This window comes from Tateyamaria armeniaca (assembly GCF_045797845.1).
GTDB classification, from domain to species: Bacteria; Pseudomonadota; Alphaproteobacteria; order Rhodobacterales; family Rhodobacteraceae; genus Tateyamaria; species Tateyamaria armeniaca.
This window is the reverse complement of record NZ_JBHDIY010000002.1, coordinates 2,704,920-2,729,218: the sequence shown is the minus strand read 5'-3', so window position 1 is coordinate 2,729,218 and position 24,299 is coordinate 2,704,920. Positions and strand designations below refer to the sequence as shown.

18 protein-coding genes and 3 pseudogenes are annotated in these 24,299 nt (G+C 61.1%); 12 read left to right on the top strand and 9 right to left on the bottom strand.

Annotated elements, in window-relative coordinates; translation table 11 throughout:
* Positions 1-110: 110 nt before the first annotated feature.
* The 7 genes and pseudogenes from ACERZ8_RS13800 to ACERZ8_RS13770 all read right to left on the bottom strand — a co-directional run bounded on the left by ACERZ8_RS13800 (position 111) and on the right by ACERZ8_RS13770 (position 8,088).
* The gene (locus tag ACERZ8_RS13800; protein ID WP_407592740.1) at positions 111-683 is read right to left on the bottom strand and encodes a holin family protein; all 573 of its coding nucleotides are present in this window, start codon (positions 681-683) and stop codon (positions 111-113) included.
* Positions 674-1,285, bottom strand: a complete 612-nt coding sequence (locus tag ACERZ8_RS13795; protein ID WP_407592739.1) for a holin-associated N-acetylmuramidase — start codon at positions 1,283-1,285, stop codon at positions 674-676. The genes ACERZ8_RS13800 and ACERZ8_RS13795 overlap by 10 nt, the downstream gene beginning before the upstream one ends.
* An 81-nt stretch (positions 1,286-1,366) precedes the next feature.
* The gene (gene ccmE, locus ACERZ8_RS13790; RefSeq protein WP_407592738.1) at positions 1,367-1,810 is read right to left on the bottom strand and encodes a cytochrome c maturation protein CcmE; all 444 of its coding nucleotides are present in this window, start codon (positions 1,808-1,810) and stop codon (positions 1,367-1,369) included.
* Positions 1,811-1,814: 4 nt separating this feature from the next.
* Positions 1,815-2,843, bottom strand: coding sequence for an N-acetyl-gamma-glutamyl-phosphate reductase (gene argC / locus ACERZ8_RS13785; RefSeq protein WP_407592737.1), 1,029 nt, complete (start codon positions 2,841-2,843; stop codon positions 1,815-1,817).
* A 27-nt stretch (positions 2,844-2,870) separates the two neighbouring features.
* Positions 2,871-3,679 (bottom strand): annotated as a pseudogene (locus tag ACERZ8_RS13780) (glutamate racemase).
* 18 nt (positions 3,680-3,697) lie between these two features.
* Positions 3,698-4,579 (bottom strand): lysophospholipid acyltransferase family protein, encoded by an 882-nt coding sequence (locus ACERZ8_RS13775; RefSeq protein ID WP_407592736.1) that lies wholly within the window; start codon positions 4,577-4,579, stop codon positions 3,698-3,700.
* An 89-nt stretch (positions 4,580-4,668) separates the two neighbouring features.
* Positions 4,669-8,088 (bottom strand): indolepyruvate ferredoxin oxidoreductase family protein, encoded by a 3,420-nt coding sequence (locus tag ACERZ8_RS13770; protein ID WP_407592735.1) that lies wholly within the window; start codon positions 8,086-8,088, stop codon positions 4,669-4,671.
* Positions 8,089-8,258: 170 nt separating this feature from the next.
* Between ACERZ8_RS13770 and ACERZ8_RS13765 the strand changes: the two genes are divergently transcribed.
* The 3 genes from ACERZ8_RS13765 (at position 8,259) to purL (ending at position 12,333) form a co-directional block, all read left to right on the top strand.
* The gene (locus ACERZ8_RS13765; RefSeq protein ID WP_407592734.1) at positions 8,259-9,164 is read left to right on the top strand and encodes a LysR family transcriptional regulator; all 906 of its coding nucleotides are present in this window, start codon (positions 8,259-8,261) and stop codon (positions 9,162-9,164) included.
* A 375-nt stretch (positions 9,165-9,539) separates the two neighbouring features.
* A complete protein-coding gene (locus ACERZ8_RS13760) occupies positions 9,540-9,941 on the top strand; it encodes a hypothetical protein (protein WP_407592733.1) in 402 nt (133 codons plus the stop codon).
* A gap of 232 nt (positions 9,942-10,173) precedes the next feature.
* Positions 10,174-12,333, top strand: a complete 2,160-nt coding sequence (gene purL / locus ACERZ8_RS13755) for a phosphoribosylformylglycinamidine synthase subunit PurL (protein WP_407592732.1) — start codon at positions 10,174-10,176, stop codon at positions 12,331-12,333.
* Between the two features lie 57 nt (positions 12,334-12,390).
* Here the strand turns inward: purL and ACERZ8_RS13750 are convergent, their stop codons facing one another.
* Together ACERZ8_RS13750 and ACERZ8_RS13745 are read right to left on the bottom strand one after the other, a co-directional pair.
* Positions 12,391-13,644 carry a vWA domain-containing protein gene (locus ACERZ8_RS13750; protein WP_407592731.1) on the bottom strand — a complete coding sequence of 418 codons (1,254 nt, stop codon included), beginning with the start codon at positions 13,642-13,644 and terminating at the stop codon, positions 12,391-12,393.
* A gap of 60 nt (positions 13,645-13,704) precedes the next feature.
* Complete coding sequence (locus tag ACERZ8_RS13745; protein WP_407592730.1) at positions 13,705-14,613, bottom strand: AAA family ATPase; 909 nt, start codon at positions 14,611-14,613, stop codon at positions 13,705-13,707.
* A gap of 218 nt (positions 14,614-14,831) precedes the next feature.
* Between ACERZ8_RS13745 and ACERZ8_RS13740 the strand changes: the two genes are divergently transcribed.
* The 9 genes and pseudogenes from ACERZ8_RS13740 (at position 14,832) to ACERZ8_RS13700 (ending at position 24,228) form a co-directional block, all read left to right on the top strand.
* Complete coding sequence (locus ACERZ8_RS13740; protein WP_407592729.1) at positions 14,832-15,878, top strand: glycosyltransferase family 2 protein; 1,047 nt, start codon at positions 14,832-14,834, stop codon at positions 15,876-15,878.
* A 111-nt stretch (positions 15,879-15,989) separates the two neighbouring features.
* Entirely contained in the window at positions 15,990-16,964 is a 975-nt protein-coding gene (locus tag ACERZ8_RS13735; RefSeq protein ID WP_407592728.1) for a phosphoadenosine phosphosulfate reductase, read from the top strand.
* 34 nt (positions 16,965-16,998) lie between these two features.
* Positions 16,999-18,030, top strand: coding sequence for a dihydroorotase (gene pyrC / locus ACERZ8_RS13730; protein WP_407592727.1), 1,032 nt, complete (start codon positions 16,999-17,001; stop codon positions 18,028-18,030).
* 81 nt (positions 18,031-18,111) lie between these two features.
* Positions 18,112-18,786: an orotate phosphoribosyltransferase gene (locus tag ACERZ8_RS13725; RefSeq protein ID WP_407592726.1), complete on the top strand. Its 675-nt coding sequence runs from the start codon at positions 18,112-18,114 to the stop codon at positions 18,784-18,786.
* Positions 18,787-19,098: 312 nt separating this feature from the next.
* A complete protein-coding gene (locus ACERZ8_RS13720) occupies positions 19,099-20,592 on the top strand; it encodes a replicative DNA helicase (protein ID WP_407592725.1) in 1,494 nt (497 codons plus the stop codon).
* Between the two features lie 141 nt (positions 20,593-20,733).
* The gene (locus ACERZ8_RS13715) at positions 20,734-21,531 is read left to right on the top strand and encodes a DUF1194 domain-containing protein (protein WP_407592724.1); all 798 of its coding nucleotides are present in this window, start codon (positions 20,734-20,736) and stop codon (positions 21,529-21,531) included.
* Between the two features lie 78 nt (positions 21,532-21,609).
* A pseudogene (gene alr, locus ACERZ8_RS13710) lies at positions 21,610-22,643 on the top strand (alanine racemase).
* Positions 22,640-23,412 (top strand): annotated as a pseudogene (locus tag ACERZ8_RS13705) (MlaE family ABC transporter permease). The pseudogenes alr and ACERZ8_RS13705 overlap by 4 nt, the downstream one beginning before the upstream one ends.
* 69 nt (positions 23,413-23,481) lie before the next feature.
* Positions 23,482-24,228, top strand: coding sequence for an ABC transporter ATP-binding protein (locus ACERZ8_RS13700; RefSeq protein ID WP_407592723.1), 747 nt, complete (start codon positions 23,482-23,484; stop codon positions 24,226-24,228).
* The last annotated feature ends 71 nt before the right edge of the window (positions 24,229-24,299 follow it).

The following is a 24,299-nucleotide window of genomic DNA, read 5'->3' as shown; positions in this document are numbered from 1 at the left end:
CGCGAGCCTGCGGCATTCAAACAGTCCGGCGGAGTGTTTTAGCGGGCGACCGGCAAAGCCTAGGCCGGGGCTGCAAGCCCAAACGCCACCTGCGTCATTTGGCGTGCCAATCAGGCGGCGCGGCGCCATTCCTCAAGGGCCGAATTGGCCTCCGGTGACAGGGCTGCGGCTGCTAGACGCACGTCCTTGCCCGTACTAGCTGCACCCACACTGTCGCTGCGCAATTTGCGCAAGGCGGCGACGTTCTGCATGACCTGCGGGACATGGGCCATGGTGCCCACGATCTCGCGCTGGAACTGTTGCGCCTTCACCTGATGACGCGCACCAAAGTAGAAGGACACGATGACGCCCAACAGCCACCACAGCGGCTCGGGGACCAGCGCAATGCCTTGCATCCGTTCAGCAAACCACAAGGGCTCGACCATCGCCGAGACGAACAGACCTAGCGTGCCAAGGGCCAGCGCCGGGCGCGGCAGACGGTTCACACCATCCATGAACTGATCAAACCAGCCCTGACGGGGCACGACGAATTCCTGCCCGTATTCCTTCATGGCCTGCATCTGCACCGCGTGGCTGCGCGCTGATCCGGCCTCGGCGTTTTCGCGAAACACTTCGACCGTGTCCTTGACCACGTTGGAGCCGTTGCCAAACAGCAATCCGAACATCCGTTCCATCAACCCCATGTCGCAACCCTTTCCTGAAACTGCGCCGGGCTCAGATGAAAGCGCGGCGTGATGAACTCTTCGGCCCGTTTGATCCAGCCACCTTTGCCGCCAGCGCGGGTGCGGGCGTATTTGCGGCTGGCAGGGCGACGGTCCGCGATGCGGAAATAGTAGTTGCGCCGCGCAATGCCGTAGGCGTCAACCAGATGGCCGGGCGCTGCGGCATAGGCGGCACGTGTGGCCGCGATCGTGTTTGGCCCCAAGGCACCATCGACCAGACACGGGTGCCCCATCTCTGTCAGCAGACGCTGCAATATCTTGATCGCATTGCCGCCAGCGTTGACATACATGTCAAACACTGTGGCATGCAGGGCAGCAGGCAGTTCCGCAATCAACGGACGCTCGAAATAGTGTGTGACGAAAATATCCGTGGCCTGTGCGCGGGTCAGGCGCCGCACATCCCGCGCATCCACATCACCATCCCGGTCCAGATCAAGGCCAAGGCGGCGCATCGTGTGTATGGTCACCCCGAAATTCGTGGCCCCGCCCGGATCATCCGGGTCATTCACGTAGCCGCCTTCGCGGTCCACGATCTCTTTTGCAATCTCTCTGACACTTTGCATTCAAGTTTCCCTTCGGCTCAAGGTCCGGTTCGCGGGAAACTCTGCATTCAGATGGTTAATGGGCGTTAAGCCAAGCGTGCGCTAGCCGTTCGGATCCTGATAGACGCCTTGTTCTTTCAGCGCATCGACAACCTCGGACGGCATGTAGGTCTCGTCATGTTTGGCAAGGATTTCAGAGGCTTCAAAGACGCCGTCAATGTAACGGCCCGTGCCAACCATGCCCTGATTTTCCTCAAACAGGTCGGGCAGCACGCCGGTGAAAACGACCGGAACAGACGCGCCGCCATCGGTCACCTCGAAGCGGATCGATTCGCCCTGCCCCCGGATCAGCGACCCCTCAGCCACCAAACCACCAATGCGAAACACCTCTGTCGGGGCCGGGGGTTCTGCCATGATCTGGCTTGGCGCGCGAAAGAAATTGATCCCGTCGCGCATGGCATAGCCGATCAGCGCCGTGGAAATCGTCAACGCGACGGCGGCCAGGGCGATGATCTGAATGCGGCGCTGTTTCTTGAGGCTCTTCATGGGCTCACGGGAAAAGCGGGGCCATCATCAGCCCCTCGGTCTCTTCAATACCTAACATCAGATTGGCGTTTTGCAACGCCTGCCCCGATGACCCTTTGGTGAGATTGTCGAGGGCCGCAACGACGATCGTGCGTCCGGGCAACCGATCCGCCGCCACGCCGATATGGCAGAAATTCGAACCGCGAATATGGCGCGTGCTCGGGGCCTCGCCAAACGGAAGGACCTCGACAAACACTTCGTCTGCATAGGCCGCCACAAGGGTTTCGTGCACCGCCAGCGCCTCACCACGCACATAGGCCGTGCCCAGAATGCCGCGGTTCGCCGGGATCAAATGGGGCTGAAACTGGATGCGCACGTCCCTGCCGGCCACTTTGGAAAATTCCTGATCAAACTCGCCCTGATGGCGATGCGTGCTGCCAAGCGCATAAGCGTGGTATCCCTCGCTCAACTCCGCATGCAGCAGGTTTTCCTTGAGCGCCCGCCCCGCGCCGGATACCGCCGCCTTGAGGTCGAGCACAATCTCGTCAATGTCGATCACACCGGACGCAATCAGTGGCCGCAACGCGAACTGCCCCGTGGCTGCATTACACCCGGTGCCCGCGACCAGCCGCGCATTTGTGATCTCGTCCCGATAAAATTCGGTCAGTCCGTAAACTGCTTCGCGCTGCATCTCGACGGCGCTGTGGGCATTGCCATACCACTTCTGGTACTCATCCGGATCACGCAGCCGGAAATCCGCGCTTAGATCCACGATCTTCAGATCGCGCGGCAGGCCCGAAATCACCTCTTGGCTGGTCTTGTGGGGCAGCGCGCAAAAGCACAGATCAATGCCGGCCCAGTCGATGTCCGAAAACGGCACCATGGGCGGCAGGTCCAGATGGCGCAGATGCGGATAGACTTGCGCGACGGTCTGGCCCGCTTTGGAAAAGGCACCCAGTGCCTTGATTTCAATGGAAGGATGTCCGGCAATCAGCCGGATCAGTTCAGCGCCCGTGTAGCCGGAAGCGCCCAGAATAGCGATGGAGTAAGTCATGTCGTGTCTTTCGAAGAAGGGATCAGATCAGGCGGCGTCAAAGGTGATCTGTCGTCGCAAGAACTGCGTTGCGCGCTGGCTGACACGCGCGGGATCCCCTGTCGTGAGGTACGCAGAAGTGCCCGATCCCAACTTGTCCGGATGCCGCTCCAGGTAGTCGGCAAGGCTTTCGCCGACGAGGTTCGCCTGACTGTAAACCGACACGTCGTCCCCAAGGGCCGCCTGAAAGATGTCTTCCATCAGCGGATAATGCGTGCAGCCCAAAATGGCGGCCTGCGGTTGCGGCATCTTGCGCCGCAGGGCGTCCACATGGCTGCGCACAAGGGCGTCGGCCAAGATCATGTCGCCGTCTTCAATGGCATCGACAACACCACCACATGCCTGTGCTTCGACATCCACACCAATGGCGCGAAAGGCCAACTCGCGCTGAAAGGCACGGCTGGCGACAGTGGCGGGCGTCGCAAACAGGGCTACGTGCTGCACGGCAACTTCGCGCGGGGGGAATTGTCACCCCACTGCCGTTCCGTCAGCGCCTCGATCATCGGGACGAACACACCCAGCACACGCTTGTCCGCCGGCACCCAGGATTCCTGCATCCGGCGGAGCGCCGCGGCCGACGCGGTGTTGCAGGCGAGGATCACCAGATCGCACCCCGCATCAAACAAGCGCTGAACGGCGGCACAGGTCAGTTCAAAGATATTGTCCGCCGTACGCACGCCATAAGGCGCATTTGCACTGTCAGCGAGGTAGATGAACGGAACGTCGGGCAGCCGCTTTTGCGCGGCGTCCAGCACCGTCAGCCCACCCAGACCGGAATCGAAAATACCAACTGCCATGTTGCGCCTTGCTGCGGCTCAGGTGCGGTGCCGCTCTTCGAACTCATACCCCAGATCAAAAATCTTCACCGGGTTCGGATTCAGCTCATACGTGGCTTTTCGGAGGAATTCCATCATCTGTTTGGAATCGCGCGCCATCGGGTCCAGCACCTTGCGCTCAATGGGTTCACCGATCACGGCCCGCACCGGCGTGTCGACGCGTTTCTTGAACTCCTTGATCAACAGACCAAGGCGCAAAGTGTTGTGCATGTGGCTCGCGATCTGGAACAAGCGGCTGGTGTGGCCATCAAAAAACAGCGGCACGACGGTAGCGTCAGATTTTGCCACCATCCGCGCCGTAAACCCGCGCCAGCGCGGGTCCATCGGCTTGGCAAAGGGTTTCGCCGCCGTACTGACCGTCCCCCCGGGAAAGATACCAATAGCACCGCCATCACCGAGATAGCGCAATGCCGCCTTGCGGGTTTCGATGTTCATCGCCATCGCCTCGCGGGTGTCGTCAAAGCTGATCGGCAGCAGGACGCGGTTCAACTCTTCGGCCTTTTTGAAGACTGAATTCGCCATCAGTTTGAAATCACCGCGTACCGTGGAAAGGATGTGGCCCATCATTAGGCCATCTAGAATGCCATAGGGGTGATTTGCGATCAAAATCAGGGGCTTGTCGCGCGGGATGTTGTCCAGACTGCCGCCCACCACATCAAGGCTCAGACCATAGCGTTCCACCATGACCGTCCAGAAATCGCGGCCCGCCGCCACTTCGTCTTCGTAGCCTTGCGCGCGTTTGATCAGACGCAACCGGCCCGTCGTGTTTTCAAGCAGACGGATCAATGCGCGACCACCCTTCGTCTCTGCCGAGTGGGCATAGCTGATTTCGCGCGTGATTTCCCGTCCCGGGTTGGGCATTGCGTCTCTACATGATCCGTTGCACGTGGCCTCTTATGTAAGGGGCCAAGCGCAGTCTGCATAGAGAGAATGACAGCCCGATGACGCCATCACTCGGCGGCCTGTGCCTGCACAGGGCCACCCGAACGGATCACCGACAGCAACTCCTCGCGCCGCTTGGCCGCCCTTGCCTCATTGGCTTCCTTGACCGGGCCAAAGCCGCGAATGTCCAGCGGCAGAGCCGCCAGAGCGACAATCGCGTCGCGCGTTCCGTCGTCCAGTTTCGGCAAAACATCGGCGAGGTCAGCCTCATATTGCTTGATCAGCGCCCGCTCCATCTTGCGCTCTGATGTGCGCCCGAATGGATCAAGCGGCGTGCCCCGCAACCCTTTGAGACGCGCCAGAATGCGGAAGTTGCGCATCATGCCGGCCCCATATTCCTTTTTCACCGGGCGGCCATCCGGACCCGTCTTGGACAGCATCGGCGGGGCGAGGTGGAATTTCATGCTGAAATCCCCGTCGAACTGCTCGCGCGCCTTGGCTTCCGTCTCCAGATGCAGGCGGGCGACCTCGTATTCGTCCTTGTAGGCGAGCAGCTTGTGATAGCCCTTGGCCACCGCCTCTTTCACCGCCACGTCGCTGATGCCATCCACCAGCTTGCGAAAGCGTTTGGCCAGCCGTCTGCCCTGGTATTTCACCAGGTGGTCGGCACGGAACGCGATCTTGTCCTCCAGCGTCTTGGGCATCTGCACCACCTTTGGTGCAGCCACGCGCGCCGACTCGTCGGGGTGCAGCACCGCCCAGCGCCCGATGTCAAAGGCGCGCGTGTTGCGCTCGACCGCAGCGCCATTCAGCTCAATCGCCTGCTGAATTGCGTCCAACGACAAGGGCACCAGACCGCGCTGCCACGCGGCCCCAAAGATCATCATGTTGGAAAAGATCGAATCCCCCATCGTCGCGCGCGCCAGTTCAGAAGCATCGAACATATCGACCCGCCCCTGCATCCGCGCTTCAAGCGACATGGCCAGCCGGTCAGATGGCAGCGCAAATTCGGTGTTGCGGGTGAAATCACCGGTGATGATCTCGTGGCTGTTGATGACGCAGCCCGTGCGCCCTTTGGAGGTCAGACCGAGCGTCTTGGCCCCCGCGCTGACCACCAGATCGCCGCCGATCAATGCGTCCGCCTCGCCCGTCGCCACCCGTATGGCGCTGATGTCGTCCGGGTCATTGGCCAGACGGCAGTGGATGTGCACAGCACCGCCCTTTTGGGCCAGCCCCGCCATTTCCATCATGCCTGCGCCCTTGCCGTCGATATGTGCGGCCTGTGCCATGACGGCCCCGATGGTGACAACGCCAGTACCCCCGACGCCGGTGATAACCACGTTCCATGTCCCGTTGATCGTCGGCAAATCGGGCATCGGCAGGTCAGGCAAGTCCAGCGTGGTTGTCGCCTGCTTTTTCACCTGCGCGCCTTCCAGCGTCACAAATGACGGGCAGAACCCTTTCAGGCACGAGAAATCCTTGTTGCACGAGGACTGATCAATCGCCCGTTTGCGCCCAAATTCCGTCTCGGCAGGCACGATGGACACACAATTCGATTGCACCCCGCAATCCCCGCAGCCCTCGCAGACGTCCGTGTTGATGAACACCCGTTTGTCGATATCTGGGAACGTGCCGCGTTTGCGGCGGCGCCGTTTTTCAGCGGCACAGGTCTGGACATAGACGATAACGCTGACGCCTTCGGTTTTCGCGAACCGTTCCTGCACGGTCTGCAATTCGGCACGTTCATGCACCGGCACGCCAGAGGGAAAGCGGGACACATCCACATCCTCTTTCTCATCATAGACCACGGCCACATGCTCACAGCCCATGGCACGGACCTCGTCCACGATGCGGTAGGCGTCCAGACCGCCATCGTTGCCCTGCCCGCCCGTCATCGCGACCGCATCATTGTAGAGGATCTTGTAGGTCATGGTGGTGCCTGCCGCGAGGGCCGCGCGGATCGCCTGCACACCGGAATGGTTATAGGTGCCGTCCCCAAGGTTCTGGAACACATGCTCGCGGTTCGAAAACGGTGCCTCGCCGATCCAGTTTGCCCCTTCGCCGCCCATATGGGTGTAGCCGATGGTTTCGCGGTCCATCCACTGCACCATGTAATGACAGCCGATGCCCGCATAGGCGCGACTGCCATCCGGCACCTTGGTCGAGGAATTGTGCGGACAGCCCGAGCAGAAATAAGGAAGCCGGGCAGCAATATCCTCGGCATTATCAGAACGGCGTGCGGCGTCCAGCGTGGCCATCCCCGCCTTGATCCCATCTGTTTCGCGGTCTTCCTCGATCAGGATTTCGCCCAGCTTTTCCGCAATCCAGATCGGATCAAGCGCGCCGCGCGTCGGGAACAGTTCATCCCGGTGCAAACCGCCCGCGCCACCCTTGTACCAGCCATAGACACGGCGGCCCTGACGGTCGTCAAAAATGGCCTCCTTGATCTGCACTTCGATCAACTTGCGCTTTTCTTCAACAACAACAATCAGATCGAGGCCCTCGGCCCAGTCGTGAAATCCCTGCATATCCAGCGGGAACGTCTGACCCACCTTGTAGGTGGTGATCCCCAGCCGCTCGGCCTCGTTTTCATCGATGTTGAGCAGCGACAGCGCGTGCACGAGGTCGAGCCAGTTCTTACCCGCCGCCACGAACCCGATCTTGGCCCCAGGCTTGCCCCAGACCCGCTTGTCCATGTTGTTGGCACGCGAGAACGCCTCGGCTGCGAACCGCTTCTTGTCGATTACGCGGGCTTCCATCGCGGTCGGGTCATCCACAAGGCGAATATTCAAACCGCCGTCGGGCATATCGAATTCAGGGTGCACAAAGGATAGGCGATGCGGATTGCCATCAACCACGCTCGTCGCCTCGACCGTGTCTTTCATTGTCTTGAGACCAACCCACGTCCCGGAAAAGCGGCTGAGCGCCCAGGCATAAAGACCGTAATCCATAATCTCCTGCACGCCAGCGGGCGAAACGACGGGCATGTAGGCATCGACCAGCGCCCATTCGGACTGGTGCAGCACGGTCGAGGATTCGCCGGTGTGATCATCCCCCATCGCGACAACAACGCCGCCGTTCTTCGACGATCCGGCCATGTTGGCGTGCTTGAACACATCGCCCGACCGGTCAACGCCCGGCCCCTTGCCGTACCAAAGGCCAAAGACGCCGTCATATTTCCCCTCGCCGCGCAATTCGGCCTGCTGACTGCCCCACAGGGCAGTGGCGGCAAGATCTTCGTTCAGGCCGGGTTGAAAGGTGATGTCATGGGCCGCCAGCGGTTTCAGCGCGCGGGTCATGTGCATATCGACCGCACCCAGCGGCGATCCGCGATAGCCGGTGACCAGACCGGCGGTGTTCAGCCCCGCAGCCGTATCGCGCGCCTTCTGCATCAGCATCAGCCGCACCAGCGCCTGCGTGCCGTTCAGCAGCACCGGGCTCTTGTCCAAGTCATAGCGATCGTTCAAGGAAATCTTTTGCGTGCTCATGCGTGGCCTCCCCTGCCGCGATCAGTCTTGCATATATTTCGCCCAAATATAGGTCATTATTGCTGACCTGTATACACAAATTTCACAATTCAGGCGGTTCCCCTCGCTCACGTGCTGTGAAATGGGATCAATTCAGGTAGTGTCACGCAAACTTTACGGATTGCACGCAAATGGATTGGGACAAGTTACGTATTTTTCATGCGGTCGCGGACGCAGGCAGCCTGACGCATGCGGGCGACAAGCTGAACCTCAGCCAGTCGGCGGTGTCCCGCCAGATTCGCGGACTTGAGGAATCGCTCAATGCCACGCTGTTTCACCGCCACGCACGCGGCCTGATCCTGACTGAACAGGGTGAGTTGCTGTTTGATGCAACCTCCGCCATGACCAAGCGCCTCGACACGGCCTCCGCCCGCATCCGCGACAGCGAAGAGGAAGTGTTCGGCGATCTGCGCGTGACCACCACCATCGGGTTTGGAACGCTTTGGCTCGCACCACGTCTGGTCAAGCTTTACGCGCAATACCCCGACCTGCGTGTCGATCTGATGCTTGAAGAACGCGTACTGGACCTGCCCATGCGCGAGGCCGATGTGGCCATCCGCATGAAAGAACCCAGCCAGGCCGATCTGATCCGCAAACGATTGATGACGGTCAAGATGCAGGTGTTTGCAACGCAGGCCTATCTGGATGCCAACGGCATGCCAGACAGTCTGGACGACCTTATCCACCATCGTCTAATCTGCCAAAGCGTGGACGCCGCACAAGTCGGGGCCAGTTCGACCCTTGTGCAGCACCTGCTGACCTACGAAGTGCGCAGCCTGCTGACCGTGAACAACTATTTCGGCGTTCTGCAGGCCGTTTTGCAGGATCTTGGCCTTGGGATTCTGCCGGATTACGTCAGCACCGAAGACGCGCGCCTGATTCACATCCTGCCAGAAGTCGAGTCGGCGGATATACCCGTGTTTCTGGCCTATCCGGAGGAATTACGCCAATCCAAGCGCATCGCCGCCTTCCGGGATTTTGTGCAGGAAGAGATCACCGCATACCGCAAGGCGCTGAGAGCAAAAGAAAACCTCTAGCCATGCGCGCTTTGCATAGCGGCCATGCCGATTTGCGCAGACAATCTGCCTTGAAACGCGGCAGATCGACGACTAATTCACCATCATGAAGAAAACGCACACCCGCGCCATCTTCATACCTCCCTGTTGGACTTGGCCGAGCTTCGCGCTCGGCCTTTTTTTCGCACATCGGCAAGCGACGGTTTTCGCGTCGCGTCAGGGCCTCTCAACGCAAGCAGCGCACGTCTTTTTGAGCGCGTGCGGGCAGGCGCGCGAAACGCACAATCCCCCGAAAATGTTTCATTGATTTTTTGGCCTTTTTTTACCTTTTTTGGGAACGCCAATCGTTTTTCTGTGTTGTTCGGGCACTGTGACTATGAACGAAAGGAAAGAGTTATGACACGCAAGTTTGCACTGATCGCTTCCACCGCCGTCGCATTGATTGCGGCACCGGCATTTGCTGAAACTGACCCGTCGGACGTGACCTATGATCCAACCAACACCTTGGCTGGCCAGCAAGTTGCCCAGATCGACGCCACAATCGGCAGCCCCGTTGTGATGCGCGATGGTGAAGAACTCGGTGAAGTCGAAGAGTTCAAGTTCCTCGAAGATGGCCGCGCCTCGATTGTGATCGACATGGCAGCAGGCCTGCGTCTGGACGGCGACACGATCGAGCTGATCACCGACGCTGACAATCTGACCGTGGTCGGCAGCATCATCGCCGTGAACGCGGACGAAGATGAGCTTTACAAAGCCGTTGGCGTCAAAGGTGCCGGCCCGAACAAAGTCGAGTTTTGATCAAACGCGACTGTAGTTTGGCAGTCTGAAACACAGAGGGGTCGTTTTGCGCAAAGCAAGGCGGCCCCTTTTTCGTACGTGAGGGTCGGGACGACAATCGGGCTTACACTGACAGCGCACAAATTGCAGTCATCATCGCAAATTGCGCTCCATTCCCTCCTCCTCCCTTTCCCATCCGCACTGACCCTAGTAAGAGACGCGCCAATAGACGCGCAGGGGGACATCGCGGCCAATGACCGAACCAGCCATCACACAAGACCTGATCGCCAGCCACGGGCTGAGCGCTGACGAATACGGCCGCATCCTCGACATCATCGGGCGCACCCCAACCTTCACCGAACTCGGCATCTTTTCGGCGATGTGGAACGAGCATTGTTCCTACAAATCCTCCAAGAAATGGCTGCGCACCCTGCCCACGGACGGCCCGCAAGTGATCTGTGGCCCGGGCGAGAACGCAGGCGTAGTCGACATCGGCGACGGTCAGGCCGTGGTCTTCAAGATGGAGAGCCACAACCACCCCAGCTACATCGAACCCTATCAGGGCGCGGCCACCGGCGTGGGCGGCATTCTGCGCGATGTGTTCACCATGGGCGCGCGCCCCATCGCGGCGATGAACGCCCTGTCCTTTGGCGAACCCGACCATCCCAAGACTCGCCAGCTTGTGCACGGCGTCGTCGCAGGCGTCGGCGGCTATGGCAACGCCTTCGGTGTGCCTTGCGTGGGCGGGGAAGTGCGCTTTGATCCGGCCTACAATGGCAACTGCCTCGTGAACGCCTTTGCCGCCGGATTGGCCGATGCGGACAAGATTTTCTACTCCGCCGCCTCCGGTGTCAGCATGCCCGTGGTCTACCTTGGCGCAAAGACGGGGCGCGACGGTGTGGGCGGGGCCACCATGGCATCGGCTGAATTCGACGACACAATCGAAGACAAGCGCCCCACCGTTCAGGTCGGCGACCCCTTCACCGAAAAGCGGCTGATGGAGGCGACGCTGGAGCTGATGGCCACGGGTGCCGTCATCTCCATTCAGGACATGGGGGCCGCGGGCCTCACCTGCTCTGCCGTGGAAATGGGCGACAAGGGCGGCCTTGGCGTGCGCCTTGATCTGGAAAACGTACCCGTGCGCGAAACCGCGATGACGGCCTATGAGATGATGCTGAGCGAGTCGCAGGAACGCATGCTGATGGTACTGCGCCCCGAACTTGAGGCCAAAGCCAAGGCCGTGTTCGACAAATGGGACCTCGACTTTGCCATTGTCGGCGAAACCATCGCAGAAGACCGGTTCCTGATCCAGCTTAACGGCGAGACAAAGGCCGATCTGCCGCTCTCCAAACTCGCCTCGACCGCCCCCGAATATGACCGCCCCTGGGTGCCAACCCCGGCGCCTGCGCCGATGGATGACGTGGTCAATGTCGATCCCATCGACGGACTTAAGGCGCTGCTCGGCTGCCCCAACTACGCCTCCAAGGCGTGGGTGTTCGAGCAATATGATACCATGGTCATGGCCGACAGTGCGCGCACGCCGGGCATCGGGGCCGGGATCATCCGTGTCCACGGCACCGACAAGGCGCTTGCCTTCACATCGGACGTGACCCCGCGTTATGTGCAGGCCAACCCGGTCATGGGCGGCAAACAGGCGGTGGCCGAGGCCTATCGCAATCTGACCGCCACCGGGGCGACACCCTTGGCAACCACAGACAACCTCAACTTCGGCAATCCCGAAAAACCCGAGATCATGGGCCAACTGGTCGGCGCGATCCAAGGCATCGGCGAAGCGGTCGCAGCGCTTGATATGCCCATCGTGTCGGGCAACGTCTCGCTTTACAATGAAACCGATGGGGCCGCGATCCTGCCGACCCCGACCATCGGGGCGGTGGGCCTGATCGCACATCCCGGTGACATGATCGGATGCGATGTCCGCGAGGGGCATGTGGCCATCCTGATCGGCGAAACTGCTGGTCATCTTGGCCAATCCGCCCTGCTGGCCGAGGTTTTCAATCGCACCGAAGGCGACGCGCCGGATGTCGATCTGGATGCGGAGAAACGCAATGGCGACTTCATCCGCGCCAATCACAGCCTGATCAATGCCTGCACCGACCTCAGCGACGGCGGGCTTGCGCTGGCGGCCTTTGAACTGGCAGATGCCTCGGGCGTCGGCGTCGTGCTTGACAGCAGCGACACCGCGTTCCTGTTCGGCGAGGATCAGGCGCGCTATCTGGTGGCCTGCAGCTTTGACAAGGCCGAAGCGCTGATGATCGCGGCAGGTCAGGCGGGCGTGCCGATTCAAACAGTCGGCAAGTTCGCAGGCGATACAATCTGGATGGGCCAGTCGTCGGCTCCGCTGAGCGAATTGTCCGGCATCTACCGCACCACCTTCGCCGACACGTTTGCCTAAACCTTTGGGCTGGTGAGTCCGAAGCGCCAAATCAAAATTGTAACGCGCCGCAGGCGCTCATTCTGACAACATGCGCATCAGGCGGTCCCGGTCGCCAACATCGTCGCGGCGCGAGATGACCGATGCCAACTCCTCCAGCGACGCAATCGAATGGCCAGCGCGAAAGCTGTCCACATGGGGCAGCATGGCGGCGATCCCGCGCGCCCTGGGGGCGAATTCATCCCAACGCAGCAAGGGGTTGATCCAGATCAGGCGGCGGGCGGACAGATGCAAACGCTGCATCTGACGCGACAAGGCTTCGGGGTCATCGCGGTCCAGCCCGTCGGTGATCAGCAGCACCACGGCCCCCTGCCCGAGCACCCGGCGCGACCAGTCGCGGTTGAAGTCCTCAAGGCACGCGCCAATCCGCGTCCCGCCTTGCCAGTCCTGCGCCTCTGCCCCGGCGGCGCGCAGGGCAGCATCCACATCGCGGGTCGCCAGATGTCGGGTGATGTTGGTCAACCGCGTGCCAAAGGTGAACGCATGCACCCGCGCCCAGCCTGCCCCCTTGGCGTTGCTGACTGCGTGCAGGAAATGCAGCACAACGCGCGAATACTGGCTCATTGAGCCAGAGATATCGCACAGCACCACAAGGTTGGGATAGCGCACCTTGGGCGTCTTCCATTTCAATTCGCGCATTTCGCCACCAAAACGCATTGCCGCCCGCAAGGTCCGGGCCGCATCGATCTGACCCCTTGCAGCCATCCGGGCACGGCGCGATGGCGTGGGATCAATGGGCAGCGACATCCGCGCGAGCATCGCCTTGGCCTGCGCCATCTCTGCGGTGCTCATCTGCTCAAAATCGAGCGTTTTCAGCTTTTCCTCCGCAGATGTGGTAAGTGAGGCATCAATCTCGATCTGGGTTTCGCCCGCGTCCTCTTCGGGCAGATCAATGTCGGCACCTGCGCCATCCAGCAGCGCTTCGGCGGCGCGCTTTTCTGCAGCTTGCGCGCCGCGATCTTCCTGCACGCCGCGCACTGCGGGCAACATGGCGGCCATCATATGCTCCAGATAGCGCGGATCGCGCCAATAGAGGCGAAAGACCTCGGCAAACACCGTCCGATGTTCCGGGCGCGACACGAAACAGGCATGCAGCGTCCAGAAAAAATCTGTCCGCTCTGTGAACCCGGCCACGCTCACCGCCTCGATCGCGTCGATCAGACGCCCCGGCCCGATGGGCAGGCCCGCCCGGCGGAGCGCGCGCGCAAAATGGGCGATGTTGCCGGCCAGTTTGGGCGCATCGGGCAATGTCAGTGGGGCGTATTCAGGCATATGTCAGAACCGGGGGCCAGCCCCGGACCCCCGGAGTTTACTTGGCGAGATGAAATTGGATCATGCAGGTTCCAGAGTGGCTCTGGCCTCGTCCAGAATGCGTTTGGCTTCTGAGCCCTGCAGTTTCTGGATGTCGTCCTGATATTTCAGGATTGCACCGAGCGTGTCCGCAATGACCTCGGGGCTGAGTGTGATGACATCGAGCGCGAGCAGACATTTCGCCCAATCGATGGTTTCGGCCACGCCGGGTTTTTTGAACAGATCCTCTGTGCGCAGTCTTTGCACGAAGGCGACGACTTCGCGGCTGAGCGTGTCTGCCGCTTGCGGCGCGCGGGCTGTCAGAATGTCCATTTCCCGTTCAAAATCGGGGTAGTCGACCCAATGATAAAGGCACCTGCGTTTGAGCGCATCGTGAACTTCGCGTGTGCGGTTCGAGGTCACGATCACGATGGGCGGTTCAGGGGCTTTGACCGTGCCAAGTTCGGGAATGGTCACCTGAAAATCGCTGAGCGCTTCGAGCAGGAAGGCTTCGAACGGTTCATCCGTGCGGTCAAGTTCATCCATAAGAAGTACGGGCGCGCCGTTTTCATCCGGCTGCATGGCCTCAAGCAGCGGGCGGCGGATCAGGAAGTCGTCGGAAAACAACTCTGCCTGCAGTGCCTGACGGTCTGACTCTCCTGCGGCTTCGGCGGTACGGATCGCGACCATTTGTGCGGGAAAGTTCCATTCGTACACGGCAGATGACACATCCAGCCCCTCGTAGCATTGCAACCGGATTAGACGACGGCCGAGGCCCGCACTCAGCGCCTTGGCGATCTCGGTCTTGCCCACCCCAGCCTCGCCTTCCAGAAACAGGGGCCGTCCAAGTTTGAGGCTCAGGAACACGACCGTGCCCAGCGCCCTGTCACAGACATAGCCCTGATCGGCAAGCATGGCCTGAACGGCGTCGATAGAGGTGGGGATGTGCATGGGCGATCCTTCTTTGCCCCCAACCTGCATCACACCGGGCGGGCGTCAAGCCCCCGCCCTGTCAGCGCGTTGACGCGATTCGGTGGAAATGTCATGCTTTGGCAAAGATTTGGGCTGAAAATGCTCAGCATGGAAAACGAGGTTTCGACCGCTTTGGCACGCGAAACCCAGCAGAGGCGGCATAACATGACACCCTTCCCGCGCCCTTCCGCCTGTACATGACGCATGTCGTGATCACGACAATGCGCAACGAAGCGGCGTTCCTGCTGGAATGGCTGGCGCATCACCGGGCCGTAGGCGTCGATCACTTCGTGGTGTTTTCGAACGACTGCGATGACGGCACCGATGCAATGCTGGATCATCTGGCCGCCCGTGGCTGGCTGACCCATCTGCGCAATGACGGCCCCTATGACAAGGCCGGTATCCAGTTCACCGCGCTCAAACAGGCGTCGAAACTGGACGTGGTGCGCGCGGCGGACTGGATCCTGACCATGGACGTGGATGAATTCGTCAACATCCACACCGGGGATGGCACGTTTTCCGCCCTGCATGCCGCACTGCCTGACGCCACCGCAATCACGCTCACCTGGCGGCTGTTCGGCAACAATGGGCAGGTGCACTATCAGGATCAGCCCGTGACGGAGATCTTTGATCACGCCGCACCCGATATCCTGCACTGGCCCTGGCGCGCGTCGATGTTCAAGACGCTTTATGCCAATGACGGCACGTATGCCAAACCCGGTGTTCACCGTCCGCGCAGCCTCGATGCCGCCCGTCTGGACAAGGCCGTCTGGTTTGATGGTCATGGACGCCGCCTTGATGACAGGTTCAAGACCAAGCGGGTGTTTTCCAACTTCGGCCAACCCAATTACGGGCTGGCGCAACTCAACCACTACCCCCTTGGCGCGATGGAAAGCTATGTGGTCAAGGCCGACCGGGGCCGGGTCAACCGAACCGACACGACCCTCGGCGCGGATTACTGGGTCGAGCGGAATTTCAACACGGTCGAGGACACGTCGATCCGGCGCTATGACGCGGCGCGCGACGCGATCCTGAACGACCTGCGGGCCGATGCCACGCTGTCAAACCTGCATGACAGGGCGGTGGCCTGGCGCAGGGCGCGGTTTGAAACGTTGATGCTGCAGGAACCGTTTCGCGCCCTGTTTGGACGGCTGTTGATGACGCCGCCTGCGCAACCTGTCTCGCCACAAGCCGCACAATTCCTGATGGGATTTGCGCAAAAAGCGCAGCATTCTCCCATGTGACTCGGCGATCCCCGGCGCAATACACGCTCAAAGTCTTCTTATTTTCGCCGTATTGCCCATCTATCGGGGGACAAACCCGCGCGAGAAACTGCGGGGAAATGAGGTATTGCGATGCAGGACGCAGACACAGTGTTCGAACCGGATCTGGCCGATCTGTCCAAAGACGAATGGCAAAGCGAGATCGAAGCGATCAGTCAGGAACACGGGTATTTCGAGCCCCTTGGCAAAAAACACTTCGCAGCCCATGTGCGCCGGGGCGATACGCTCATGGTCAGTTTCGAGACAGTGCAGGGCATGCGCGCGCTGTCCTCAAGTGCCGAGCCGCTGGGCTGGACATTCGTGCGTCAGGAAAACTGGTCACATCTGTGCATTGCCTCTGATGGCGACACGTGGTTTCGCGATCCGGACGTCATTGCGCATTTTGACGGTCTGATCGACGACGGCTTTTTTGACGACTTCGAGACGGTGCTGTTTTACGGCGCAGGCCCGTGCGGTTATGCGGCTGCCGCCTTTTCCGTGGCATCGCCCGGTGCGCGCGTTCTGGCGATCCAGCCGCAGGCGACGCTGGATGCGCGGATGGCCGAATGGGACACCCGTTTCGTCGAAATGCGCCGCACCGATTTCACAGAACGCTATGGATATGCGCCTGACATGTTGGATGCGTGTGACAAGGCGATGGTCATCTATGACCCGGCCGAGCAGCTTGACGCGATGCACGCCACCCTCTTTGCCACTGCGGGTGCGACCCCGCTCAGGATGCGCCGGATGGGTGGTGCGCTGCAGGGTGATCTGATCCGGATGCGCATTCTCACTCCGCTGATCCTGGATGCCGCGGCGGGCACCCTCGACGAAGACGCATTTGCGCATCATTACCGGGCGCGCCGCACCTACCTGCCCTATCTGCGCCGCCTGATGGCGACGCTCGACGGGGCCAAGCGGACCGAGTTGACCTTCCTTCTGACGCGCAATGTCACATCCCGGATGAAAGCACCGCGTTTCCGCCGTCGCCTCGGCGAGATCGAGGCACAGCGCGGCACAGCGCAACCGGACGCGGAAATCGAAGAGACAGAGGCCCGCGAGGACTAGCAACTCAGCCGCCACCCGTGCTAACGCGCGGGGCATGAACAGCCTCACAATTGCCCGCCCCGATGACTGGCACCTGCACTTGCGCGACGGCGCGATGATGCGCGCCGTTTTGCCCCACACAGCGCAACATTTTGCCCGTGCCATCATCATGCCCAACCTTGTACCGCCAGTCGTGACCGGGGCGCAGGCGGCGGCCTACCGGGACCGGATTATGGCGGCACTGCCCGACGGCATGGCGTTCGAGCCGCTGATGACGCTTTATCTGACCGAAGACACCGACCCCGACGATGTCGCGGCGGCTCATGCCAGCGGTCTGGTCCGGGCGGTCAAACTCTACCCTGCCGGGGCGACCACGAACTCCGCCTCCGGCGTTGCGGATTTCGACAAGATCCGCGCCACGCTTGAGCGGATGGCCCAGATCGGCCTGCCGCTTTGCGTGCACGGCGAAGTCACCGATGCGGATGTCGACATTTTCGACCGCGAGGCCGTGTTTATCGACCGCGTGCTGGACCCGCTGCGCCGCGCCACGCCGGGCCTGCGGGTGGTGATGGAACATATCACCACATCCGACGCGGTGGACTATGCGAACGCGCAGGATGACAGCCTTGGCGCCACGATCACGACGCATCACCTCGTGATCAACCGCAACCACATCCTCGCCGGAGGGATCAAGCCGCACTATTACTGCCTGCCTGTTGCCAAGCGCGAAGGTCACCGGCTGGCGCTGCGCAAGGCGGCGACCAGTGGGGACGCACGATTTTTCCTTGGCACAGACAGCGCACCGCACACCGATGCAAACAAGCTGCTGCCCTGCGGCTGTGCAGGCTGCTTCACCGCACCCAACACGATGGCGATCCTGGCCCAGGTGTTCGAAGATGACGGCGCCCTCGACAATCTCGAAAGGTTCACCTCGCGCAACGGCCCAGCGTTTTATGGCCTGCCGGTGAACACGGACACGCTCACCTTGACGAAAACGCCCACGCAGACGCCCGGCCATATCGACACCGACGATGGGCCCGTCACCGTCTTTGATCCCGGTTTTCCTCTCCATTGGAGCGTGACCTGATCCCCCTTCATCTCGCCAGATAAACTCCCGCCGGAGGCTCCTGCCCGACCCACCGGCCTTAACGTCCGAAAGCCACGCGCCATGATCCCCACAAGCTACCCGACCCCCGAAGAGATGGCGCGCCTGACAGCGCGCATGTTGCTGGAAATCAAGGCGGTGCACTTCAACGCCGCAGACCCTTTCACACTGGCCTCCGGCCTGCCCTCGCCGACATATATCGATTGTCGCAAACTGATCAGCCATCCGCGTATCCGCGCAACCCTCATGGATTTCCTGACCGTCACCGTCATGCGCAACGCCGGTTTCGAGGCATTCGACAACATTGCGGGTGGTGAAACGGCTGGCATCCCTTTCGCGGCACTGGTTGCCGAGCGGATGGGCCTGCCGATGACCTATGTGCGCAAGAAACCCAAAGGCTACGGCAAGAATGCCCGGATCGAGGGCGACATGACCGCAGGCCAGCGCGTGCTGCTGGTCGAGGATCTGACGACGGACGGGGGATCCAAACTGTCCTTTGTGGATGCGATCCGCGAGACCGGGGCGCGCTGCGCGCACACGGCGGTGATTTTCTACTATGGCATCTTTCCGGAGACTGAAAAGACGCTGGGCGATCACGGCGTGACCCTGCATTCCTTGTGCACATGGTGGGACGTGCTGGCCGAAGCGCGCGCGGCCGAGGCGTTCGACACAGATACGCTCAGCGGCGTCGAAGAGTTCCTGAACGATCCGCGCGGGTGGCAATCCGTCCGGAGCTGACCGGGTCTACCCCCAGGATAGAGCGCACCTGTCAGGCCTGACTGACACCCTGTGAACAAGCTGTGGGCAGTTGAAAGGAATCTGTGGATATCCCGCCTGTGGACCGTCTGTGCATAAGACGATCTCGATGACATCACCTGCGCGTGATATGGTGACACAGGCCATCAACTACACTATATGTTGAACTGAGTTTCCGTCTGGACAGACTTGTCCACAGAGTTGCCCCCGGTTTTTCCAGATAGCCGGATGCGCAGCGCTGTGACACCCCACAGCGTTAACGGGGACACTAAAAAACGAGCAGGGACCGGGGTCATGAACGAGATCGCAGCGATCAATCCAACAGGTGTGGCGGTACAGGACGCCGAAACCATGCCGCACTCGACCGAAGCTGAACAACAGCTTCTGGGCGCGATCCTGACCAACAACGACATTTACGACCGTGTGGCGGCCATCATCGGGCCCGATCACTTCTATGACCCGGTCCACGCCCGCATTTTCGAGATTTCGTCTGCCCGGATTGCCAAGAACAACCTCGCCAGCCCCGTGACGCTCAAAGCGTTCATGGAAGATGACGAGGGTCTCAAGGAACTTGGAGGCCCCGCCTACCTCGCCCGTCTCGCGGGTGCGGCCATCAGCGCGTACGCGGTGCGCGATTATGCGCAAATCATCTATGACCTCGCCGTGCGCCGTGACCTGATCCAACTGGGCCGCGACATTTCAGCCAAGGCCGCCAAGGTCGATGTGGCAAGTGAGCCAAAGGAACAGATCGTTGAGGCCGAACAGGCGCTTTACAAACTGGCTGAGCAAGGCACGTCCGAGGGTGGTTTTCAGAGCTTTCTCAAGGCTGTAACGGACGCTGTTAATGTCGCAAACGCAGCCTATCAACGCGAGGGCGGCCTTGCAGGCATCTCGACCGGCCTCACGGACATGGACAAGAAACTTGGCGGTTTGCACTCCTCCGACTTGTTGATCCTTGCGGGCCGCCCATCCATGGGCAAGACGTCGCTGGCCACGAACATCGCCTTCAACATCGCCAAGGCCTACAAAAAAGGCATCAAACCCGACGGCACCGAGGGGTCCATCGAGGGCGGCGTTGTCGGCTTCTTCTCGCTTGAAATGAGCGCCGAACAGCTTGCGGCCCGTATCCTGTCCGAAGCATCGGAAGTGCCCAGTGAACAGATCCGGCGCGGCGACATGACAGAGGCCGAATTCCGCCGCTTCGTCGATGCCGCCAAGGCGCTTGAAGCCTGCCCGCTGTTCATCGATGACACGCCCGCCATTCCAATCGCCCAGCTTGCCGCCCGGGCCCGCCGCCTGAAACGGACCCACGGTCTGGATGTGCTGATCGTCGACTATCTGCAACTTGTGCGCGGGGTTGCCGAAAACCGCGTGCAGGAAATCGCCGAGATTTCCATGGGCCTCAAGGCCATCGCCAAGGAACTCAACATCCCCGTTGTCGCCCTGTCCCAGCTGTCACGCCAGGTCGAAAACCGCGAGGACAAACGCCCGCAGCTCAGCGATCTGCGCGAATCGGGATCGATCGAGCAGGACGCCGATGTCGTCATGTTCGTGTTCCGCGAAGAGTATTACAAAGAGCGGGAAAAACCCGGTGATCACGATCTGGAAGCCATGGCCAAATGGCAAGAAGAGATGGAGCGCCTGCATGGACGGGCCGAGGTCATCATTGGCAAGCAGCGCCACGGCCCCATCGGATCGGTCGATCTGTCCTTCGAGGGTCGGTTCACCCGCTTTGGCAATCTGGTGCAGCCCTGGCAGCAGCAAGGCGGCGGTGACGTCGGATTCTAAGCGGCAGGCACAGCGCAGTTGGCCCGGTCCTGCGGTATCCCGCACCCTGCTTTGGCGAAACAGGCGGCAGTTGCGGCCCAACACCCCAGCATGACCCAGTTGTGACTGGACAGATGGCACGTCTTTGGGCCCACTGGACCCATGCGCATTCTGCTTTTGCTGGCCTTTCTCTGGGCAACCACCTCGCATGCCGAGGACCGGATCGAAGTCGACGTGGAACTGTTTCTGGCCGTTGATGTCAGCCGGTCCATGCAACCCTTCGAGCTGGAAATACAGCGCCGGGGCTATGCCGCGGCCCTGACCAGCGACGAAGTGCAGGCCGCGATTGGTGGCGGTATGCTGGGGCGCATCGCGATCACCTATGTGGAATGGGCTGGTGCCAACAGTCAGCGCACAATCGTTCCTTGGACGCTGCTGGAAAGCCCGGATCATGCCGCTGAAATCGCCGGGCAAATCACCGCCAACTTCAACGATGCTTTGCGCCGCACATCCATCTCGGGCGCGCTCGATTTCGCCGCTGCATCGATAGAGGACAACGGATTTGAGGGCTTGCGCCGGGTCATCGACGTGTCAGGGGACGGGCCCAACAACATGGGCGATCCGGTGACGCGGGCGCGCGACCGTGTGCTCGCGCGCGGCATGACGATCAATGGCTTGCCACTGATGACGCAGGACGATTCAATCACGTCTCGCTACAACATCGACGATCTCGACGCCTATTACACCGCCTGCGTGATTGGCGGCACCGGCGCTTTCGTGCTGCCAGTCACCGACTGGGCCGAGTTCGAAGAGGCCGTGCGGCGCAAGCTGGTGCTTGAGATTGCCGCCCTTCCGGCACCGCGCGAGCGTCTTTGGCGCACGCAAAGTCCCAAACCCTATGACTGCTTGATCGGCGAAAAGATCTGGGAAAAGAACCGCAGTCTGTTTGCCTACCCCTAGGCCGCCTACCTTCTGTCGGACACGCAGGCAGATCAATTGCCACTTGACGCTGCAATACAGGATGCCAACAAGGCGGTCATGACATCCGCAACCCTCACAATTGATCTTGGTGCCGTCGTGCGCAACTGGCGCGCATTGGACGCCCTTGCCGACTGCGAAACAGGCGCGGTGGTCAAAGCGGACGGCTATGGCCTGGGGGCTGCCCATGTCGGGCGGGCGCTGGCCAGCGCAGGTGTGCGCAGCTTTTTCGTCGCCACCGCCTCCGAAGGCGTGTCCTTGCGCGCAGCCATTGGTCACGGCCCGCTCATCTATGTCTTTTCCGGGCATATGGACGGCGACACGCAGGAAATCCGCGATGCAATCCTGACCCCCTGCTCAACTCCGTCGATCAGATGCTGCGCCATGTCGAGGCACTGCCTGGTGCCGCTTTTGGCATCCAGTTGGACACCGGCATGAACCGCCTCGGGATGGAGCCTGCGGAATGGTCCGCCGTGCGCGATATCGCGATTGCCCAGGGCCCCGCCCTGATCATGTCGCATCTGGCATGCGCGGATGAACCCGACCATCCCATGAACGCGCATCAACTTGGTGAATTCCGTGCCATGACCGATGGGCTGGATGTGCCCCGGTCGCTCGCCGCCACAGGGGGGACGTTGTTCGGGGCGGACTATCACTTTGACATGACGCGTCCCGGTGTGGGTCTTTACGGTGGCCTGCCTTTCGTGGATGCAGAGCCTGTCGTGACGCTTGATCTGCCAGTCATTCAGGTCCGTGATGTCACCGCGGGCGAAACGGTGGGCTACGCCAACGGCTGGACGGCAGAAAAGGACAGCCGCATTGCCACCGTATCGGGTGGCTATGCGGACGGGCTGATCCGCGCCATGGGCGGCAAGGCCGCGCTATATGCAGGCGATCAACGCTGCCCGGTTGTGGGCCGCGTGTCCATGGACCTGATCACCGCCGATATCAGCGCCGTGAAGGATGAGCCGCAATCGCTGCAATTGATGGGCCGTCATCAATCCATCGACACCGTGGCCGAGGCCGCAGGCACCATCGGCTACGAAATCCTGACCCAGCTTGGCGCGCGCTACAGGCGGACCCTGATCACATGAAGCTTCTCGCCGCCATTGGGTGTGTTGCACTTGGCATTCTTGCGGCCATCGGGCGCGTCAGCATGTTCGGCGGCGCGACGCTCGCGCATATGATCCGCCCCCTTATTGCCCGCGTGAACTCGCGCTGGCCCTGCTGAATATCGGATGGCTGTCGCTGCCCGTGGTCGGCCTCACGGCCATCTTCACAGGCGGTGCGCTGGCATTGCAGATCTACGCAGGAGGTGCGCGATTCAACGCCGAAGCCGTTGTGCCCCAGATCGTCGCAATCGGCATGGTGCGTGAACTTGGCCCCGTCCTTGTCGGACTGATGATCGCCGCACGCGTCACATCCTCCATCGCCGCCGAAATCGCGACGATGAAAGTCACCGAACAGATCGACGCGCTGGTCACATTGTCGACCCACCCGATGAAATACCTCACGGCCCCGCGCGTGCTGGCCGCGACGCTGGTCGTGCCGCTTCTTGTGGCCGTGGGCGATGTGATCGGTATCTTTGGCGGATACGCCGTGGCCACAGGCACGCTGGGCTTCAATGCCGCGGCCTACATCGAGAATACGGTTGATTTCCTTGAACTGCGCGACATCACCTCAAGCCTCGCCAAAGGGGCGGTATTTGGATGCATTGCGGCGCTGATGGGCTGCTATTTCGGTATGAATTCGGGCCGGGGTGCGCAGGGGGTCGGGCGGGCAACCAAAGGCTCGGTCGAGGCCGCCGCCGTCCTGATCCTAGCCGCCAATTTCGTGCTTACAGGGGTGTTCTTTTCAGTATGACCCTCCCAGCTTCATCTCGCAGAAAAAACTCCCCCGGAGGGTCCCGCAGCCCGCACAAGGTGCTGCGTTATGATCACACTCGACAATGTCCATAAATCCTTTGGCGACAATCGCGTGCTGCGCGGCGTGAACCTGCATGTGGCAAAAGGCAAGTCCATGGTGATCATCGGCGGGTCGGGCACCGGCAAGTCCGTTGCCATCAAATCCGTGCTGGGTCTCGTCACCCCCGAAAGCGGCACGATCACCGTCGATGGCACCGACGTGACCAAGGCGGACCGGGATGCTTTCCTCGCCCGTTTTGGCATGTTGTTTCAGGGTGGCGCGCTCTTTGACTCGCTGCCCGTGTGGCAGAACGTCTCCTTCCGGCTGTTGCGCGGCGCGCTCGCCAGACCCAAGGACGAGGCCCGCGAGATCGCCATTGAAAAACTGCGCCGCGTCGGCCTGACAGCGGACGTGGCTGACAGGCTTCCGGCCGAACTTTCGGGCGGTATGCAAAAGCGCGTTGGCCTTGCGCGTGCCATCGCAGCAGAGCCCGAAATCATCTTCTTTGATGAGCCCACAACCGGGCTCGACCCGATTATGGCAGGAGTGATCAACGACCTGATCCGCGAAATCGTCACGGAAATGGGGGCCACGACGATGACGATCACCCACGATATGTCCTCGGTACGCACCATCGCCGATCATGTGGCCATGCTGCACGCTGGCAAGATCCGCTGGACAGGCCCGGTGTCCGAGATGGATGATGCGGGCGACCCTTATGTCGATCAGTTCATTCACGGGCGCGCGACAGGGCCGATCGAGGCCGTTCGTTAACGGGTCGGTGGGCGGGCGCATTTGCAATAGGCAAACAGAGCCGCCCGAACGACCACACTCGTACCGCCAAA

Bases quoted from the DNA above. Each gene is read 5' to 3' on its own strand.
- ACERZ8_RS13800 (WP_407592740.1), bottom strand. From the start codon at position 683: ATGGGGTTGATGGAACGGATGTTCGGATTGCTGTTTGGCAACGGCTCC.
- ACERZ8_RS13795 (WP_407592739.1), bottom strand. From the start codon at position 1,285: ATGCAAAGTGTCAGAGAGATTGCAAAAGAGATCGTGGACCGCGAAGGC.
- ccmE (WP_407592738.1), bottom strand. From the start codon at position 1,810: ATGAAGAGCCTCAAGAAACAGCGCCGCATTCAGATCATCGCCCTGGCC.
- argC (WP_407592737.1), bottom strand. From the start codon at position 2,843: ATGACTTACTCCATCGCTATTCTGGGCGCTTCCGGCTACACGGGCGCT.
- ACERZ8_RS13775 (WP_407592736.1), bottom strand. From the start codon at position 4,579: ATGCCCAACCCGGGACGGGAAATCACGCGCGAAATCAGCTATGCCCAC.
- ACERZ8_RS13770 (WP_407592735.1), bottom strand. From the start codon at position 8,088: ATGAGCACGCAAAAGATTTCCTTGAACGATCGCTATGACTTGGACAAG.
- ACERZ8_RS13765 (WP_407592734.1), top strand. From the start codon at position 8,259: ATGGATTGGGACAAGTTACGTATTTTTCATGCGGTCGCGGACGCAGGC.
- ACERZ8_RS13760 (WP_407592733.1), top strand. From the start codon at position 9,540: ATGACACGCAAGTTTGCACTGATCGCTTCCACCGCCGTCGCATTGATT.
- purL (WP_407592732.1), top strand. From the start codon at position 10,174: ATGACCGAACCAGCCATCACACAAGACCTGATCGCCAGCCACGGGCTG.
- ACERZ8_RS13750 (WP_407592731.1), bottom strand. From the start codon at position 13,644: ATGCCTGAATACGCCCCACTGACATTGCCCGATGCGCCCAAACTGGCC.
- ACERZ8_RS13745 (WP_407592730.1), bottom strand. From the start codon at position 14,613: ATGCACATCCCCACCTCTATCGACGCCGTTCAGGCCATGCTTGCCGAT.
- ACERZ8_RS13740 (WP_407592729.1), top strand. From the start codon at position 14,832: ATGACGCATGTCGTGATCACGACAATGCGCAACGAAGCGGCGTTCCTG.
- ACERZ8_RS13735 (WP_407592728.1), top strand. From the start codon at position 15,990: ATGCAGGACGCAGACACAGTGTTCGAACCGGATCTGGCCGATCTGTCC.
- pyrC (WP_407592727.1), top strand. From the start codon at position 16,999: ATGAACAGCCTCACAATTGCCCGCCCCGATGACTGGCACCTGCACTTG.
- ACERZ8_RS13725 (WP_407592726.1), top strand. From the start codon at position 18,112: ATGATCCCCACAAGCTACCCGACCCCCGAAGAGATGGCGCGCCTGACA.
- ACERZ8_RS13720 (WP_407592725.1), top strand. From the start codon at position 19,099: ATGAACGAGATCGCAGCGATCAATCCAACAGGTGTGGCGGTACAGGAC.
- ACERZ8_RS13715 (WP_407592724.1), top strand. From the start codon at position 20,734: ATGCGCATTCTGCTTTTGCTGGCCTTTCTCTGGGCAACCACCTCGCAT.
- ACERZ8_RS13700 (WP_407592723.1), top strand. From the start codon at position 23,482: ATGATCACACTCGACAATGTCCATAAATCCTTTGGCGACAATCGCGTG.